Raw genomic sequence first — 18,097 nt, 5'->3', positions numbered from 1 at the left:
CGAGCCAGAAGGCAGATATCAGCCCACCAACCACCGTCGTCAGAACCAGTGTCGCAGCAACTATCGCCAGCATGGACGTCGATCCTCAGCCGCGCAGGGTCGGCCGCGCGGAACCTAACCGCGGCTTCCGTGGAATGTTCCTGGCTGCCGGTTCGGTGGAGGGAACAATCAAGTTCCAGCACGGTTCGATGCTGGCGACGGACGGCTCAAGCGGAGAAGGTCATGAACGAATATACGGCGGCAGATCCGGACGGTCTCGACAGCCACCAGCCGACCGGCATCACCCGATGGCTGTTTTCGACCAACCACAAGGACATCGGCTCACTCTATCTTGTCTTCGCTTTCATCGCGGGGGTGATCGGCATGCTCTTGTCGGTGAGCATGCGAATCGAGCTGCAGCAACCCGGGATCCAGTTTTTCCCCGGACTGGCGTCGATGATCTACGGTTACCAGGGCGACGCGGCGATCGACGCCGGCAAGCAGCTTTACAACGTCTTCACCACGGCCCACGCGCTGATCATGATCTTCTACACTGTGATGCCCGCCCTGATCGGCGGCTTCGCCAACTGGATGGTTCCGATCATGATCGGCGCCCCCGACATGGCCTTCCCGCGCATGAACAACATATCGTTCTGGCTGCTGCCGCCGGCATTGATGTTGCTTTTGTTGTCGATCTTCATGCCCAGCGTCCCCGGCGGCTATGGCCCTGGGACCGGCTGGTTCCTGTACCCGCCGCTGTCGACCTCCGGCCATCCCGGTCCCGCCGTGGATCTGGTCATCCTGTCTCTGCACATTGCGGGCGCCTCCTCGATCCTGGGAGCCATCAACTTCATCACCACCATCTTCAACATGCGCGCGCCGGGGATGACCCTGCACAAGATGCCCCTGTTTGTGTGGTCGATCCTCATCACCGCCTTCCTGCTGCTGCTGGCTCTGCCGGTGCTGGCCGGCGCCATCACCATGCTCCTGACCGATCGCAATTTCGGAACCACGTTCTTCGCGCCGGACGGCGGAGGCGACCCGCTGCTGTACCAGCATCTCTTCTGGTTCTTCGGCCACCCGGAAGTCTACATCATGATCCTGCCGGCGTTCGGCATCGTCAGCCAGGTGATCTCGACCTTCTCGCGAAAGCCGATCTTCGGGTATCTGGGGATGGTGTACGCAATCGTGGCGATCGGGGTGATCGGCTTCGTCGTCTGGGCCCACCATATGTACACCAGCGGGATAGGCCTCGACACGCAGCGCTACTTCACCTTCGCCACGATGGTGATCGCAGTGCCGACCGGGATTAAAGTGTTCTCGTGGATTGCAACCATGTGGGGCGGTTCGGTCAGCCTGAGGACGCCGATGCTCTGGGCCCTCGGCTTCATATTCCTGTTCACCGTAGGCGGGGTGACGGGCGTTCAACTCGCAAATGCCGGCCTCGACCGTGAATTGCACGACACATACTTCGTCGTCGCGCATTTCCACTACATACTTTCGCTGGGAGCGATCTTCGGCATCTTCGCGGGTTGGTATTACTGGTTTCCGAAAATGACGGGATATCTCTACAATCCGCTTCTGGCTGGGATCCATTTCTGGACGACCTTCGTCGGCGTGAACCTCGTCTTCTTCCCCCATCACTTCCTTGGATTGGCTGGCATGCCGCGTCGCTATGTCGACTATCCCGACGCATTCGCCGGCTGGAACATGGTGTCCTCGTATGGATCGTACCTGTCGGCCGCCAGTGTCGTGATTTTCCTCTTCGGCATCTTGGAAGCTTTCTACCGGCAAAGAGCCGCCGGCATGAACCCATGGGGGCCAGGAGCTACCACATTGGAGTGGGAGCTGACCTCTCCACCCCCTTTCCATCAATGGGACAGGCTGCCGCAAATCAGATGAGGCCGGGTTGTCGAACTCCTTTGCGCAAGCCAGCCCGGTTCTCCGCTGAGGCGAACTTCAGCCTGCCGGTGGCAGACGCTGGCTGCAGCTGAGAACCGGATCGCTATCTGAAGCTGATTAACAGCACAGCGAACAAGCTTGCGAGCGCGACTGCCCAGCAGAATAACCAATTGGCGATCAGAAGAAGCGATTTGAGCACGGTGGCATGGCAGTAATCTTCGATGATCGATTGCATTCCAAGCCGCATGTGAACGCAGCTTACGAGAATGAAGCCAATAAGGGCTGGCGCGACATAGATCGATCCTACGACGCTGAGGACGGCGTCTCGAGGCTCACCGACCAGCATTATAACGACCGCGACGATGTAAATGACAAGGATCAACAGGGCAGCAGATGTCAGCCGCTCCAGCATGAACGTTTCGGTTCCGTGTTTCGCCGATCCAAGGCCCCGCACTCGAGCTAGCGGAGTTCTGATTGAGGGTCTGTCAGCCATGGCGTTTCCCCAAAATTACTTGGTTGACTTGCGCGCAACTCAAGCTGTTGCTGTTTCGATGCCCGGGCCGTCGGTGCCGACGGATAGTGGGCAAGCACGGTCTCCAGTCGAGCAAAGCGGGCTTTGTGGGCGTTCAGTTCGTATCCTGAACGCCATCCAATTTGCCTGGGTCTGCCATCTCTGCATAGCTCGCTTTCAAGCAGCGAGATACGAAGGCGGACCGCGTCGATCTCCTTGACGAGCGCGGCCTTCACCGATTTTCGACTCTGCATGGCTGTAGTTCCGGTGCAAGGATGGTTCCAAACCTGACGCGTCTGGAAATGTTCCCGGGTGCCGAAAGCGTGCTGAAGATTAATGCCTCAGTGCTGGACCCGCACAATGGGTCGCCATGAGCTAAAGCCGGGCACTAGCTCAACGGCCGCGATGTGCCCGGCGAATGCTTGTGAAAACGAGCGAATGCCTGGCCCGCCTCGTCCCGAGAGATAAGTAGCCCTCAGAACAGCGACCGCACGTGGCCGAGATGACCAGAGGGTGTTCTTGGGCCAACATATGTTAACGGCCACTTTTGTTTCTCTCTCCTGCAAAAATATTTGGGCTGAAAGGCCGGGAACTAACCGATCCTCCGGATGTTGCGGAGTTAATCAGGAGAAACGGACTATGTCGGACAAAGAAATTCATCGGGGCGCCTCGCGTTTTCGCCCTATCCGCGTCGTGGACGCCCGCGTGTTTCGCGGGCCGCACCTCTATAGCATGACGCCAATGGTCCAGATTCGGATCGACCTCGGAGCCCTTGAGGCGTTCCCGACAGACAAACTGCCCGGGTTTTCCGAACAAATCGTCCGACTGTTGCCCGGCCTTGCGGGCCATGGCTGCAGCTATGGCGCCGCCGGCGGCTTCGTCCGCCGCATGCAGGAAGGAACCTGGCTCGGCCACGTCGTCGAGCATGTCGCCCTGGAACTGCAGAGCATGCTCGGTCACCGGGTGACACGAGGAAAGACACGGTCGGTCAAAGGCAGTCCCGGCACTTATAACGTCATGTTCGCCTACAAGGATGAGCTTGTCGGGCTGCTCGCCGGGCGCGTCGCGCTCGAACTGGTGGACAGCCTGCTACCGGCCAATCTGCATGGTGTCGAGGGGCTCGGCGACATTGCGGAAACGCAGGGGCCATTCGAGTTCGCAGCCAGGCTGCAGCAGCTCAAGCTTCTGGCCGCCGAGCGTGCCTTGGGGCCTACGACTGCTTCCTTGGTGCGCGAGGCCGAGAGGCGAGGCATTCCGGCGGCGCGGATCGACGACAGCAGCCTCGTGCTGTTTGGTCACGGAAAGCATCAGAAGCGCATCCGCGCCAGTTGCAGCGACCTCACTTCCGAGATTGCGACCGAGATCGCCTCGGATAAGGACCTGACCAAATTCCTGCTGCAACAGGCCGGCCTGCCGGTGCCACGCGGGGAGCTGGTGCGATCGGCGCAGGACGCAGTCGCGGCGGCAGCACGGCTGGGCTACCCCGTGGTCACCAAACCACTCGATGGCAATCATGGAAGCGGCGTCAACATCGGTCTGGCAACAGAAGACGAGGTCCGCTGGGGCTTCGAACAGGCGCGAGAACACAGCCGCAGCGTTATCGTCGAGCAGCATTTCGTCGGCTCGGACCACAGGATCCTGGTGATCGGCGGAAAGGTGGTGGCGCTCGCCGAGAGGGTTCCGGCCCATGTGGTCGGCGATGGCCGGAGTTCTGTCGCCGAGCTCGTCGAGGAGACGAACCGCGACCCGCGGAGGGGAGAGGGCCATTCCTCGGTATTGACCCGCATCGAAATCGACGAATGCGTCGAGCATTTCCTGTCAAAATCGCAGCTCGCCCTGGCGAGCGTTCCAGCGCCGGGCCAAATGGTGCTCTTGCGGCCCACCGCCAATCTCTCCACCGGTGGGACCGCGATCGACCGGACGGAAGAAATCCATCCCGAAAACGCGCTGATCGCCAGGCGGGCGGCACAGATCGTCGGTCTCGACATTGCCGGGATCGACTTCGTCTGTCCCGACATCTCACGGCCGGTCAGCGAGACCGGCGGCGGCATCATAGAGGTGAATGCCGGTCCTGGCTTCCGCATGCATCTCGAACCCTCGTCGGGGCGCGCCCGCAACGTCGCACGGCCCGTGCTCGATCTTCTCTTCAAAGGCGGCAAAGACGGCCGGATTCCGATCTTCGCGATCACCGGGACCAACGGCAAGTCGACCACTGCCAGAATGCTGGCGCACATCCTGCAGGCGAATGGCGCAACCGTCGGGCTCACCTCGACCACCGGCGTCTACTTGAACGGTGAACGAATCATCACAGGCGATTGCTCAGGCCCGCAGAGCGCCAGGATCGTGCTGCGCGAGCCGGGTGTCGATGTCGCGGTGCTGGAATGTGCGCGCGGCGGCATCCTGCGCGAAGGGCTTGCCTTCGATGCATGCGATGTTGGCGCGGTTCTGAACGTCCACGGCGATCATCTCGGGCTGAGGGGCATCGACACGATCGAGGACCTGGCGGAGGTGAAATCGGTCGTGGTCGAGTCCGTCCGCCGCGGGGGATGGAGCATTCTCAATGCCGACGACGTCCATACGTCCGCAATGTCGCGAGATGCCGGCGGCAGGATCTGCTACTTCTCGCTGGCGAGCAGGAGCGAGTGGCCCGATTTCTTGCGCAGCCACCTGGCGGAAGGCGGCCGCGCCGTGACGCGGGAGCCCAGCAGCGACGGCTGGGACATTTTCATCCACGAGGATGGGGAATCGATGTTCCTGATGAGCGTCGACGAAATTCCCGCGACCTTCGAGGGTTCTGCCGAATTCAACGTTGCCAACAGCCTGGCAGCCGTCGCCATGGCGCATTGCCACGACGTTCCGGCGGCAACGATCCGGGCGGCGCTGGCCGAGTTTGGCACCTCGTTCGAGCAATCTCCCGGTCGCCTCAACGTCTTCGACGGGCATGGTTTCCGCACCATCGTCGACTATGCGCACAATCCGGAGGGGCTGAAGGCGCTCGGAAAGCTCGTTTCCCACATGAGGCGCGGCTATCAGCGCACGATCGGCTTGGTCGCCATACCGGGCGACCGCCGCGATTGCGACATCCGCGAGATGGGCGCGATCGCTTCGCGGATATTCGACGTCATCGTCTTCAAGGAGGATGAGCAGGAGCTGCGCGGCCGAGCCCCCGGAGCGATCGCCGGCTTGCTGCGGGAAGGTGCCTTGAACGCCGGCTGCGCCCCAGGCCGCATACACGCCGTCTGTCCCGAGAAGGAGGCCGTCGACGTGTGTCTCAGGCTTGCACGGGAAAACGACCTTGTCGTGCTGACCGTCGACGACGTTGAAGCCGTGTGGCGGCAGGTAACCGGCTTCGGAGGCGCGACGCCTTCGAGGGGAGGGCCCGATCAGACCCATATTCGCCATCTGAGGGCTGGCTGATGTGGTCGCTGATCCTGCACGGCGGCGCCAAGGAGATCGATCCGCAAGAGGAGGAGGCGTATCGCAACGGATGCATCGAGGCGCTCGAGGCAGGTCGGGCCATCCTGGCCGGCGGCGGAACGGCGGTCGATGCCGTTGAAGCTGCCGGTCGCGTCCTCGAGGCCGACCCGACATTCAATGCGGGATATGGAAGTGCCCTCAATTCGGACGGCGAGGTCGAGATGTGCGCTGGCCTGATGGAGGGCAGGGACTTCAATGTAGGTGCCGTCGCAGTGATCAAGGGCGTGCGCCATCCAATCAGTGTCGCCAAGGCCATGCTGCATGAGGAGCCGATCCTGCTGGCGTCGGAGGGGGCCCGGCGTTTCGCCGCCGCCAAGCAGCTGGAGCTTTGCGATCCGGCGGATTTGATCACGTCGCAGCAGCGCGACGCCTCCAGCAAGTCTGAGGCGAAGGATACGATCGGTGTGGTTGCCCTGGATCAATACGGGGACATCGCCGTCGGCACTTCGACCGGCGGACTGGACGGCAGTGCTCCCGGTCGTGTGGGGGATTCTCCGCAACCCGGCTGCGGCTATTATGCCGACAACCGGTTGGGAGCCGTCGCCTTCTCGGGAGACGGTGAGCATATCGCGCGAAAGGCTCTCGCGGCCCGTGTCATGCAGGCACTCTCGGCGCGGCAGGCATTGTCTTCGGGACAGGCTGAAGGCGGCCTGGAGCAGGTGCTGAATCCCGCGCTCAAGGAAGTCGAGGCGATCGGCGGCGAAGCCGGAGCCATCGTGCTTACCGCGACCGGCGTGTCTGGATGGGCGCATAACAGCAGGGAGTTCGCAGTCGCTTTCATGACCAGCGAGGACAACCACCCGCACGTTTTCCTGCGCAAGAAAGACGTGGGCAAATGACCGACAAGAAGAAAAAACGATCCTCGAACGGTAAAGCCGGAACGCTCGTCATCATCGGCGGCCACGAGGACCATGATGGCGATCGTGTCATCTTGAAGGAGGTAGCGAGCCTGGTTCCGAACGGCCGCCTGGTGCTTGCCACCATCGCGTCTCATGAGCCGGATGGCTATCTCGAGAAGTATCAGAGGTCCTTCGGTGAGCTGGGCATCAAGGATGTCATCGAGCTCTACGTCAACGACCGCCTCGAGGCAGCTCATGAAAAGAAAATAAGTGCGCTTGCAGACGTGAGCGCGGTGTTCTTCTCCGGCGGCGACCAGCTCCGCATCACCAGCCAGATCGGCGACACGCCCATCGACGAGCGGGTGCACGAAATCTATGAAGCCGGAGGCGTCATTGCCGGCACCTCCGCGGGCGCGTCGGTCATGAGCGACACAATGATGGTGAAGGGGCCGAACGCAGCGTCCTTTCGGATCGGCCACATTCGCATGGCGCCGGGACTGGGCCTGCTGCCGAACGTCATCATCGACCAGCACTTTGCGGAACGGGGCCGCATTGGGCGGCTCATCGGGGCGGTGTCGCAGAACCCGCGCGTCCTCGGCATCGGTATCGATGAAGACACGGCGATCGTGGTGAAGGGCGAGATGTTCAAGGTCATCGGCAGCGGCGCTGTCTATCTGGTCGATGCAGCCGGCGTGACGCATTCCAACATCGCGGAAGGTGAGCCTGATGCCGCCCTTTCCATCCATGATCTGAGGGTTCACGTGCTGAGCTCAGGCGATGCGTTCGATCTGGCGCTGCGACGGCCGGTGGGGACTCCCTAAGACTTCGCCGCACTCAAGTTGATGGTGTGGCGCGGTCCGCGTACCGGGCCCTCGAGCAGTGCCGATCCACGCGCGAAAACCGCTATCCGTGAGGCTGTTCTCCCATTTGAAGCCGCCACCAGGATGGTCGCATTGTTGCGAACACGGCAGGATTACAGACGGCCTCTCGTCGGCTCGAATCCCGCAAAGCTGAAGACCTTCGCTCACCCGGCGTTCTGCCGAGCTAGCCCCGGCGGCGACTGGCCTGAATGGCAGCAAAGGTTACCGGACGAAACCCCCATGCGTCGACGCCGACATCATGCTGGCGCGTCATCGGCTTCAGACGACCGTGCGAATGACCGTGCAGGTTTACCGATCTCTTGCCGATCTGGTTCCAGGTGCGAAAAGGATAGTGGCACAGAACCAGCAAGCTGCCCTCGACAAGAAGCTCCATGTAGTGGTGCACGCTCGCCCAGGCCGGGTCGCCAATGGTGGCGGCGCCATCATTGTTGCCAATTATCAGGTGCTTGGACCCGTTAAGAGACGACAGCAGTGAAGACACGGTCTCGGCTGGACCCTTGGCGAAATCGCCGAGGTGCCAGACCTCGTCGTTCGGGCCAACCGTTTCGTTCCAAAACGCAACCAGCGCCTGGTCATGCTCGACCAACGAGGCGAAGGGACGCCGGTCGATGCGCAGAATGCGCGGATCGTTGAAATGCGTATCGGAAGTGAAGAAGATCATGCGCCGCGGCCGGCTGCGATGCGCGTTTGGCGGTCACCTCTAACTGCCGGAGCGCTCTTCGGCTTCATCATCGATCCCGATCGGGGCTTCCCTGAGCATCTTGAGTGCCTCTTCCTTCGTAAGGCCGCACTTGCGCGCGAAGTAGAGCGCCTCGATCGCCTTTTCGCGATCCGCCGTAGATTTTGCGTGCTGTTTGGGCTTTTTGCCCATCGTTCTCTGCCACCTTCCGAGGCCACCAAACCATCACAGTGCCGCGTTGTTCCCGTGCATGGGCTGACCTGCCGGACTGCGCGAATGCCGATGTCGCCGACACCGCGCGAGCCCCCCGGACAGCGCGTATATCAGCCGGCTCGCGACAACGGTGGAGCGACTCCAACCCCGACAGCGTGAATTCAAACGAAAGCCCGCGCCGTGGGAGGGGCCGGCGCGGGCGATCGGGCTACCGATCTTGCAGCGCGGGGGTCGACCGCTGCATGGCTCGAACTGTGCAAGCGAGCATTTGTTCCGGGCCGCATGCAAAGCATCGGCGTTTCATTTGCATCCTGGGGGACACAACCAGCATTTCGCTTCAGTCCGCCGCCGATGTGGGAGGATGAATACCGCCTTGCGCTAATTCGTCCGCCCTGGACACGAAACCAACCGCGCATTGAGCGCGTAGCTTCGGCGATTTAAAAACACCTGCACTGGAATATTTCCGGGCGCATGGAACATCTCCGGCCGCTGATGTTTAGGCCGGAATGACGATGATCTCTGTTCTTACAATGATTTACTCTCTCGCCATCTTTATCGGCGCGAAGCGGCGCAACCTCTTGGTGAATGCGAAACTCGATAGAGTTTTGCGCAATATGGCTGGCGCAGAACTGAATCAACGTGGCCAGTAAACCGCAACAGCGCCGGTTCCAGTTCACAGCCAGTGTCCTCGCGGCCGCTACCTCGGTTCGCGTGGCAAGCGGCTCGGCAGGACTGCAAGGGCCACCCCCTCTGGGCTGGCTGGTGCGTGGTCGATCCGATTTCGTCGATGAGGGCGGAGCACGCTGGCTCGAATTGGGGAGCCGCGTCCACGATCCCCGCACCGGGGCACGCACCTTAGGTCCGGCCCACGCGAGTGGCTTCGGAGGACCTATCCATGAACGATGATGATCCTATAGATTCGCTCGCCAATGCAATTCGTCATCGCAGCGCAATTTTGTTTGTGGGGGCGGGGGTATCGATCAGCGTCGGACTTCCGTCTTGGGAGAAACTCATCGAGCGAATGGCAAAGGAGCTCGGCGTCGACGATGAATTTTCCACGCGACGCGATCGTTTTCAGACCTTGGCCGAATACTATCGGATCAAGCATGGCAGCATCGGACCACTTCGCAGTTGGATGGACAGAAACTGGTCTGTCGCCAAGGAACGGATCGAGAAATCGGAATTGCACCGTCTCATCGTGACGCTCGATTTTCCCGTCATCTATACGACGAACTATGACCGGAACCTGGAACTCGCTTTTGAAATCCACGGTCGAGAGTACGTGAAAGTGGCCAACGCACGGCACGTTGCGCAGGCCCGTCGAGGCGTAACCCACATCGTGAAATTTCACGGCGACTTTGACGAGGACTCTTCCCTTGTCCTCACCGAAACTGACTATCTTGACCGCCTGTCCTTCAATTCTCCCCTTGATGTCCGCTTTCGCTCGGATGCTCTCGGCAGCACGATCCTGTTCATTGGCTATAGCCTCTCCGATCCAAACATTCGGCTGCTGTTGCACCGGCTTTGGCAAACCTGGCACCGGTCTGGATATGAGAAAGATCGTCCCCCTTCGTTCATCTTCATGCCCAGCCGCAACCCTGTGGAGGAGGCCGTGCTTGGGCGCTGGGGTATTTCGGTGCTCGTTGGCGCAGGTGATGATCCTGAAGCCGGTCTGACGGACTTCCTCAGGCGTTTGGTGGAAGCGGTGGCGGTGACCTGAGGCGCGCTCCCTAGTGGACTGCAGTCGGGTTTCTCAGGTGCGCGGTGACCGACGCACCAGGCGGTGGCCGACAGGCGCCAGATCGGCGACTGTTGGAGCCACGACTTCCACAATCAATCCCGCCGCCTCATCTTGGCGTGAAGTCGATCTCCGGCGTCAATTGCCGGCAATATGCACAAACCAGGTCAATCGTCGTTTGCACATCATCCAGGCAAACAACTTCCGACGGGGTATGCATGTAACGCAAAGGCACGGAGAGCACCCCACTTGCGACGCCGCCTCGGTTCTGCTGCATGACACGCGCGTCGGTAGGGCTTGAGCTGCCCACCGCCTGAAGCTGATAAGGTAGGCCCTCTTTCTCGGCCACCGACTTCAGCAGATTGAACACCACCGGGTTGGTGTTCGCGCCTTGAGTGATTGCCGGCCCTTTCCCAAGGTCCAGTTTGCCCTGATCCTCGGCGCGAGCGCGCGGATAGTCCATCGCCACGCCCATATCGATTGCGAGGCCGGTTCGAGGTGCGATGTTGAACGCTGAGGTCATCGCGCCTCGGGACCCAATTTCCTCTTGAACCGTACCCAGGATATAGAGGCCCACGCCGGGGTGAACGCCTCCCTCCTCGGAGAGGCAGCGCAGGACCTCGGCGCCGATGAGGAGGCCAACCTTGTTGTCGAACGCTCGTCCGACAGCAAGGTTGCCCTGTAGCGCCGCAAACTCGCCGTGGATAGTGACCGCGCTGCCGACCTCTACGACCTTCAACGCTTCCTCTCGCGAACTCGCGCCGATATCGATCCATAGTTCCATCAGCGAGGGAGTTTGAGACGTGTCAGAGGCTTTGAAGGTCTGGATTGCTTTGCGACCTACGACGCCCAGGATCGGCTCCTTGCCGTGCACCCAGACACGCTGGCCGATTTCAGTGGCAACGTCCGTTCCACCTATGGTGCTGAAGAAAAGAAAGCCGTCATCGTCGATGTAATGGACGATGAAGCCGACCTCATCCATGTGCCCGGCATACATGAAGCGCATAGACGCCTCAGGATTGATGATCGCCGTGACATTGCCCATGACGTCCGTCGTCAACCTGTGGGCATACGGACGAACATACTCGCGGAAAAGCTCCGCTACGGGTTGCTCAAAGCCGCTCGGCGACGGGGTCGCCACAATTTCCTTCAAGAACTTGAGTGATTCATCGCGCATCAAGCTGACTTTCACGGTTCAAGGGGTGGAGGGCCATTCGAGCATGGTCATACTCGTCGGGCTTCGCGCCAATTTTGGCCTTCTTCGGTGCGATCGCCCGCGAATTGGTCAGCCCAAGGCAGGTTGTGGAGCCAGGCTTCGCGCCGGGGGGTCCAAAGCTCGTATGTCGGGAGAAGGTCGTTTGGCGCATCGTCGAGAGTGCCGATCATGATCTCGGCTTCGTCGTCGCGGAGATTCACCACGCGCGACCCGCATGCCGGACAAAAACCTCTGCCGTTGAACGCCGCAAGCTCGCCCTTGCACTGGTAAGCCGACCGTGGCCACACGGCAAAGGCACTGTAGGTGCTGCCGCTGGTTCGCTTGCAATCCTGGCAATGACACAAGCCAACGCGCAACGGCGCGCCGGCAACAACATACCTCACAGACCCGCAAAGACAGCCGCCGGTCCGCTCTATCTTGTCAACCTCGTCGTTCATGGTCGCCGCCGACATGAGTGAGGGGAAACGTGTTGGACTCCGCTCTGCCGTTTCCATCGAGGCATCAAGTTAATGGGCAATGTCTTCAACAAGGCCTAGCTCCAAAGCTCTTGCTGCCATCAGGTAGCAGCTGTTCAGGGCATGGTCGCGCAGCTCTTCCAGCGATGTTCGAGAACCTTGGACGAGATCGGCGAACCCTTCATTCTCGAGTCGCTCTGCCGTTTCCAACAGCGCAAGTTGTTCGCGAACGATCTGAAGACAGCTTCGAATTGGTCCATTCAGAACCAAGTCTTTCTCAAGCCTTCTTTCATGAATCAGCAGGACTGCTTGCGGGCAAAGGAACCTGCAGGCTTTCGGGAAAGCGGCAAGGACCGTTACCCCGGCAGAGTAAACCGTATTCTTGCCAATGATGTAGCCGTTGCGGCCCGAGTGTTTCAGAAAAAGTTTGAACTCTAGAGCTAGACGTCGCGCGCCGTCGGCGTCGCCTCCGGGCGTGTCGATTTCAACGTAGAGATCGTCTTCCCCGGAACGCACGGCTTTCAAATCGTCCAAGGCTTTGGTGACGACAGTGTCATCAATCAAGCCGTGTATACGCAAGTTTGGATCGAACAAAAGCCGGTGAAGGTCTGGAGCGGGCGGCGGGGAGACGGTGTGTTCGGCTGACTGGGGCAACAGGTCCATATAGGCATCCTCATTATGGGGCCGAACTTAGTTGGTACCCTTTTGTTCCCTTGAGGGAGTTCGAGCGGTGGTGATCACAGCCGCGTCTCTCAGCGGCTGTGGAGCTCCCTCTTTCATTGCAGATCCTTTTCGCACCAGGCCCGGTAGAGGCACCTCAGCCGCTAGGTTGGCTCCATGGGCATATCGGGCATTTGCCGGAGCTGACGCAGTCGCTTTGCTGATTTCTGCTACGTCCGGGACCAGTCCTGTGGACGGTTGAACTCGACGGCCTCAATGGTTCCCGGCTGCTGCCTTCCGGACCCCCCGCGGTCGGGCTATTTTTCCTGGCCGTGCCATTTTTCCGGGGGGCTGAAACAAACAGCTTTGTTGGCAGTTCTAGCGTCCGGAGCACCGGCTCCGCGCGGCGCGGCCGAGCGGCCGGGGCTGTCCGGCAGGAGGTCCAGCAATGTCTCACGATATGCAAAGACGATTTGCAACGCGCTTGATCGCGGTTGCGCTGATGCTCTCGGCCAGTGGCGTGGCGCCTGTCCTGGCCCAGGATACCCCGACCGACTTCACAGCGATCATCCAGCAGAAATTGCCGGCCGTGGTCGCGATCACGACCCGGGAGGTTGTCCAGGACCAGACGACGGCGGGCGACTTTACAAGTCCGTTCGACGGCCAGGGCCTCGGACCCGTTCAGCCGCAGGTGAGGGAGGCGCTTGGCTCCGGATTTGTGATCAGTGCCGACGGCTACATCGTCACCAACAACCATGTCGTTGCCGATGCGACAGAGATCCATGTCGTATTTTCCGACAAGGAAACGGCGCCGGCGCAATTGGTCGGCCGTGACCCCGCCACCGATATAGCGGTGCTGAAGGTCGACCCGCGGCCCAACATGACCACGACCAAATGGGGTGACTCGGATGCAATGCAGCCGGGCGCATGGACAATCGCGATCGGCAGTCCCTTCGGGCTCGGAGGGACTGTCACTGTCGGCGTTCTTTCGGCCCGCTCGCGAGACATTCAAGCCGGGCCGTACGACGATTTTCTCCAGACGGACGCGTCGATCAACCGAGGCAACTCGGGCGGTCCGCTGTTCAACGCACGTGGCGAGGTGATCGGCGTCAACACCGCCATCGTCTCGCCGTCCGGCGGCAGCATCGGGATCGGGTTTGCGGTGCCATCGCGCACCGCCCAAAGCATCGCCGACCAGTTGATCAGAACCGGCCGGATCGAGCGTGGCTTCATCGGGGTCCGCCTGCAGGACATCACGCCGTCGCTGGCTGAGGCCCTCGAGATGAAGGATGACAAGGGCGCGCTGGTTGCTTCGGTCGAGCCCGGCAGCCCGGCGGAGAAAGCCGGCTTGAAGCCGGGTGACGTGATCACCCGGTTCAACGGCAAGGGCATTGAGGGTGTCCATGACCTCACGCTTGCGACGGCTAGCCAGAAGCCTGGCAGCAAGGCCACTCTGACACGGAGTAACGGCGGCAAGGACCAGGAGATCGCGCTTGTCATCGGTGAGCGCAAGGATGCGGAGGTGAAGACCGGCGCTGTTCCCGACAAGAAGTCGGCGGCCGAAGGCCTCGGCCTATCCCTCAGCCCGATTCCGGATCAGGCGCGTCAGCAGCTAGGCATCAAATCAGGAACAACCGGCGTCTTCGTCGTGGAAGTGGTTCCCGATGGCCTTGCCGCCCGGAGCGGATTGCAGCCCGGCGATGTCATCATATCGGCCAACAATCGCCGCGTGACGGAGCCTTCGGATATCGTCGAGGAGTGGGCGAACTCTCGCCGGCAGAGCAAGCCCATCCTGTTTCGGCTGGAAAGGCAGGGGCAGTCCGTGTTCGTGGCGGTCGCCGGGAAATGACCGTCTCCAGGACGGCCATGTGACTGCACCAGGATCCGCTTGCGGATCCCGCTTCAAGGGTGTCGGACCCCAGGTGCACCGGGGAAGCATCGCCGCAGAAAGTCTGCGGGATGCGCTCATCGGCCGGGTGCGCACGCGCACTGATTCTGCAGCGCCATCGTGCTCGAAGGCGCTCGCCATCCTCAGGCAGTTTCGCGCCTTGCCGTAAGCCGTGCCTGGAGAAGGACGACGACGAGCAAAAACAGCCCGCGGATCACCGACTGCCAGTAGGCTGACAGCGAAATCCAGCCCATGCCGTTTTCGAAGTTCAGGACGTTGAAAAGGATCCCGAGCAACAGCACGCCGGCCAGCGTGGTCAACACCGAGCCAGAGCCGCCGGTCAGCAGCGTCCCGCCCACGACGACCGCTGCGATGGCAAACAGTTCCCAGCCGACGCCCTCGATCGGCTGGCCTGCGCCGAACTGAGAAGCGAGGACGACGCCGGCGAGCCCGGCCAGGCACCCGCTTGCGACATAGACGAGAAATTTGACGCGGTCCGTGCGCAGCCCCATCAGCCGCGAGGCATCCTCGCCGCCGCCGATGGCCAGCACCGTCCGTCCCGTGCTGGTGTAGTTCAGGACCACTGAGCCGACGGCATAGGCAACCAGGGCGATGACTGCCGGAATCGGGAAAATCCAGAAATTCCCTTGGCCGATGGCGGTGAAACCCGAATCGTAAGACACCGAAACGGTCTGGTTGCCGGCCAGAAGCAGCGCCGAGCCGCTTGCGGCCAGCATGGTGGCAAGCGTGGCGATGAAAGGCATCAGGTTGCCGCGCGTAACCAGGAGCGCGTTGATCAGCCCGGCTGCTAGGCCGGCGCCAACGCCCGCTGCAAGGCCTGCCACGATGCCGTGCGGGCTCGCCAGGGCCGACGCGACGCTGCCCAAGGCGGCGACGGAGCCGACGGACAGGTCTATGCCGCCGGTCATGATCACGAAGCACATGCCGAGCGCGACGAGCGCGAACATCGAGTTGTAGCGCAGAACACTCATCACGTTGAAGAGGCCGAGGAAGCGGTCGTAACGCAGGAATCCGAACAGGACGAGGGCTGCAAGCGCGATGACGACACCATAGGTGCCGATGATGCGAACCAGTCTGGCGCTGTTCATGAATTACCCCCGGTGTTGCTGCTGCAGCCAGACGGCGAATGCGATGATGCCGGCCTTGACGACGAGCGCAGCGGCGTCGGGCACGCCATTTGCAAGCAGCGTGTAGCGCACCAACTGGATGGTCAGAGCGCCCAGCAGGGTGCCGATGATTGTGGCCTTTCCACCACTCAACAGCGTGCCGCCCACCGCGACCGCCGCGATGGCGTCGAGTTCCATGCCCAGCCCGACGAGATTGGCGTCGCTGGAGGAGTTGATCGCAATGACGACGAGACCGGCTAGCCCCGCGCACAGGCCGCTGATCGCATAGACGGCGAGCTTGATCCTCGATACGGCGATGCCGGCGAGTTCAGAGGCCTTTTCATTGCCGCCGACCGCCAGGATGCTTCGCCCGAACACTGTGCGGTGAAGGGCCCAAGCGGCCGCCGCAACCAGCACGGCCATGATGATGACCTGCGCGGGAATGCCGAGCGGGCGGGCAAGTCCGATCCACTGGAATTGCGGCACGCGGAAGGTCTGCAGATTGCCGTTGGTCATGACCTGCGCGATCCCGCGCCCGGCGATGAACAGCACGAGCGTTGCGACGATCGGTTGGATGCGGAAGCGCGAGACCAACCAGCCGTTGAACAACCCGAACAGGCCGGCGACGAAGATCGAGGCAACCATCGCGACGGCTACCGCCAGACAGATGTTTCCGACCGGGAAGATCGTGCCCATGAAGATCATCGGCGCCAATGCGCCGGAGATCGCCATCAGCGAACCAACCGACAGGTCGATGCCGCCGGTGGCGATCACCAGGGTCATCCCCACCGCGACGATCACAATCGTGCAGACCTGGGTTAGGTTGACGTTGAGTGTCTGCAGCGTCGCGAAATTGCGCGTATAGGCAAGGTTGAAGACCACCAGCAGCACAAGCGCGATCACCGTGCCGTAGCGCGCCAGGAAACCGAACACATCAAAGCGGCGGTTTCCAGCGTCGTTGGCTGCGGATGGTGTGGCCAGATCGCTCACGCTGCCTCCTTCGCCGCGCCGCCATGCGCCATCGCCGCGAGCACGTCCTCCTCGTTGGCTGCCTGGCCTTCCAGTTCGGCCACCCTCACTCCTTCGCGCAGCACGAATATGCGGTCGGCTCCTTCCATCACTTCCTCGAGTTCCGAGGAGATCATCAGCACGCCGAGCCCGTCATCGGCAAGCTTGCGGATGAGGCGCTGGATCTCGGCCTTGGCCCCGACATCGATGCCGCGCGTCGGCTCATCGAGAATGAGCAGCTTCGGGTTCATTGCCAGCCAGCGGGCAAGCAGCACCTTTTGCTGGTTGCCGCCCGACAACTCGCGGACCTTCTGGTTAGGCCCCGAGCATTTGATGTCGAGTTCACGAATGAAGCGCTCGACGATCTCCTTCTGCCGGGCCTCGTTCAGGATGCCATTGCGGCTGATTTTCGGCAGCAGTGCCAGTGTTATGTTCTCCGCGACGGTCATTTCCGGCACGATGCCCTCGGCCTTGCGGTCCTCAGTGCAGAAGCCCATCCCTGTGGCGATGGCGTCAGCGGCACGTGCGGGATGGTAGGACGCGCCCTCCATCGTCATCTCGCCTGCGCTCCGGCGGTCGGCGCCGAATACGAGGCGGGCTGTTTCGGTGCGGCCGGCGCCGAGCAAGCCGGCAAAGCCGGCGATCTCGCCGCGGCGCAGGTCGAAGCTCACGTCACGCACTAACTGGCCGGCCGCCAGCCCTTGCGCGGTAAACAGCACATCACCGATCCTCGACCGATCGCGTTCACCGAACGCGGTCGCATGGCCTTCGACGGCTGCGACGTCGCGGCCGAGCATGGCCGCGACCAGCTCCAGCTTGCCGATGTCGCTCATCGCCGCGCTTCGCACCGTGCGGCCGTCACGCATGATCGTGACCCGGTCGCAGACCTCATACAACTCGTCGAGCTTGTGGCTGACGAACAGAACGGAGACGCCGTCGGCCTTGAGCTGACGGATAACGCTGAACAAGACCGAGACTTCACGCTCGTCCAGCGAGGAGGTCGGCTCATCCATGATCACGAGGCGGGCGGAAAAGCCGATGGCGCGGGCGATCGCCACCATCTGCTGCGTGGCGGTGTTGAAATCGCTGAGCGGGCGGCGCACGTCGATGCCGATCGAGAAGCGGCTGAGCAGGCGCTCGGCTTCCGCATGCATCGCGCTCCAGTCGAGCAGGCCGCGGCGGCGCTTCTCGCGTCCAAGGCAGATGTTCTCGGTCACCGAGCGCAGCGGTACGAGATTGATCTCCTGGTAGATGGTGCTGATGCCGCTGACCTGCGCCTGATGCGGAGACCCAACTTCGAACGGCTTCCGTTCGAACAGCACCTGCCCCGCATCCCGGCGGTAATAGCCGGTGAGCACCTTGATAAGTGTCGATTTGCCCGCACCGTTCTGGCCGATGAGTGCGTGGATCTCGCCCGGAAGCACCTGGAGCGAGGCATCGGCCAGGGCAGGGATGCCGGCAAAACGCTTCTGGATGTCACGCATGTCCAGGAGCAGCGCGGCTTGGTCCGGCTGAGCGGTCATC

Annotated in this window: 15 protein-coding genes; 6 read left to right on the top strand and 9 right to left on the bottom strand. The window is 61.7% G+C overall.

Annotated elements, in window-relative coordinates:
- Positions 1 to 222: 222 nt before the first annotated feature.
- Positions 223 to 1,881: a cytochrome c oxidase subunit I gene (gene ctaD / locus X726_RS142700; protein WP_023672680.1), complete on the top strand. Its 1,659-nt coding sequence runs from the start codon at positions 223 to 225 to the stop codon at positions 1,879 to 1,881.
- Between the two features lie 103 nt (positions 1,882 to 1,984).
- On the opposite strand, the gene sdhD is transcribed toward ctaD, so the two are convergent.
- Positions 1,985 to 2,374, bottom strand: coding sequence for a succinate dehydrogenase, hydrophobic membrane anchor protein (gene sdhD / locus X726_RS0136370; protein ID WP_027050929.1), 390 nt, complete (start codon positions 2,372 to 2,374; stop codon positions 1,985 to 1,987).
- Positions 2,375 to 3,031: 657 nt separating this feature from the next.
- On the opposite strand from sdhD, the gene cphA reads away from it, so the two are divergent.
- The 3 genes from cphA to X726_RS142715 are packed head-to-tail and all read left to right on the top strand — an operon-like array spanning position 3,032 to position 7,529.
- On the top strand, positions 3,032 to 5,809 hold the full coding sequence (gene cphA / locus X726_RS142705; RefSeq protein WP_050588579.1) for a cyanophycin synthetase: 2,778 nt from the start codon (positions 3,032 to 3,034) through the stop codon (positions 5,807 to 5,809).
- Entirely contained in the window at positions 5,809 to 6,708 is a 900-nt protein-coding gene (locus tag X726_RS142710) for an isoaspartyl peptidase/L-asparaginase family protein (protein WP_023672677.1), read from the top strand. Before cphA ends, X726_RS142710 begins: the two co-directional genes overlap by 1 nt.
- Positions 6,705 to 7,529: a cyanophycinase gene (locus X726_RS142715; protein ID WP_023672676.1), complete on the top strand. Its 825-nt coding sequence runs from the start codon at positions 6,705 to 6,707 to the stop codon at positions 7,527 to 7,529. Before X726_RS142710 ends, X726_RS142715 begins: the two co-directional genes overlap by 4 nt.
- A gap of 223 nt (positions 7,530 to 7,752) precedes the next feature.
- Here X726_RS142715 and X726_RS142720 read toward each other — a convergent pair whose 3' ends face one another.
- Both X726_RS142720 and X726_RS1000000169740 read right to left on the bottom strand, forming a co-directional pair.
- Complete coding sequence (locus X726_RS142720) at positions 7,753 to 8,250, bottom strand: hydrolase (RefSeq protein WP_023672675.1); 498 nt, start codon at positions 8,248 to 8,250, stop codon at positions 7,753 to 7,755.
- A gap of 39 nt (positions 8,251 to 8,289) precedes the next feature.
- Positions 8,290 to 8,460: a hypothetical protein gene (locus tag X726_RS1000000169740; RefSeq protein WP_023672674.1), complete on the bottom strand. Its 171-nt coding sequence runs from the start codon at positions 8,458 to 8,460 to the stop codon at positions 8,290 to 8,292.
- Between the two features lie 916 nt (positions 8,461 to 9,376).
- On the opposite strand from X726_RS1000000169740, the gene X726_RS142725 reads away from it, so the two are divergent.
- A complete protein-coding gene (locus X726_RS142725) occupies positions 9,377 to 10,201 on the top strand; it encodes an SIR2 family protein (protein WP_023672672.1) in 825 nt (274 codons plus the stop codon).
- Positions 10,202 to 10,328: 127 nt separating this feature from the next.
- Here X726_RS142725 and X726_RS142730 read toward each other — a convergent pair whose 3' ends face one another.
- The 3 genes from X726_RS142730 to X726_RS142740 all read right to left on the bottom strand — a co-directional run bounded on the left by X726_RS142730 (position 10,329) and on the right by X726_RS142740 (position 12,553).
- Positions 10,329 to 11,396, bottom strand: coding sequence for a M20/M25/M40 family metallo-hydrolase (locus tag X726_RS142730; protein ID WP_023672671.1), 1,068 nt, complete (start codon positions 11,394 to 11,396; stop codon positions 10,329 to 10,331).
- A gap of 47 nt (positions 11,397 to 11,443) precedes the next feature.
- Positions 11,444 to 11,872 carry a GFA family protein gene (locus X726_RS142735; protein ID WP_050588073.1) on the bottom strand — a complete coding sequence of 143 codons (429 nt, stop codon included), beginning with the start codon at positions 11,870 to 11,872 and terminating at the stop codon, positions 11,444 to 11,446.
- A gap of 69 nt (positions 11,873 to 11,941) precedes the next feature.
- On the bottom strand, positions 11,942 to 12,553 hold the full coding sequence (locus X726_RS142740) for an ATP-dependent Clp protease proteolytic subunit (RefSeq protein WP_023672669.1): 612 nt from the start codon (positions 12,551 to 12,553) through the stop codon (positions 11,942 to 11,944).
- Between the two features lie 445 nt (positions 12,554 to 12,998).
- On the opposite strand from X726_RS142740, the gene X726_RS142745 reads away from it, so the two are divergent.
- Complete coding sequence (locus tag X726_RS142745; protein ID WP_023815752.1) at positions 12,999 to 14,399, top strand: Do family serine endopeptidase; 1,401 nt, start codon at positions 12,999 to 13,001, stop codon at positions 14,397 to 14,399.
- Positions 14,400 to 14,581: 182 nt separating this feature from the next.
- Here X726_RS142745 and X726_RS142750 read toward each other — a convergent pair whose 3' ends face one another.
- From X726_RS142750 to X726_RS142760, 3 genes are read right to left on the bottom strand one after another with little or no spacing between them, the layout of a single operon-like run.
- Positions 14,582 to 15,547 carry an ABC transporter permease gene (locus X726_RS142750; RefSeq protein ID WP_023672667.1) on the bottom strand — a complete coding sequence of 322 codons (966 nt, stop codon included), beginning with the start codon at positions 15,545 to 15,547 and terminating at the stop codon, positions 14,582 to 14,584.
- 3 nt (positions 15,548 to 15,550) lie between these two features.
- Entirely contained in the window at positions 15,551 to 16,498 is a 948-nt protein-coding gene (locus X726_RS142755; RefSeq protein ID WP_245261913.1) for an ABC transporter permease, read from the bottom strand.
- A 53-nt stretch (positions 16,499 to 16,551) separates the two neighbouring features.
- Positions 16,552 to 18,096, bottom strand: a complete 1,545-nt coding sequence (locus X726_RS142760) for a sugar ABC transporter ATP-binding protein (RefSeq protein WP_023672665.1) — start codon at positions 18,094 to 18,096, stop codon at positions 16,552 to 16,554.
- Position 18,097: the final 1 nt, after the last annotated feature.

The organism is Mesorhizobium sp. LSJC285A00 (assembly GCF_000503155.1).
Lineage (GTDB): Bacteria > Pseudomonadota > Alphaproteobacteria > Rhizobiales > Rhizobiaceae > Mesorhizobium.
Note: the sequence above shows the minus strand (reverse complement) of the source record. Positions and strands in the feature narration are given on the sequence as shown.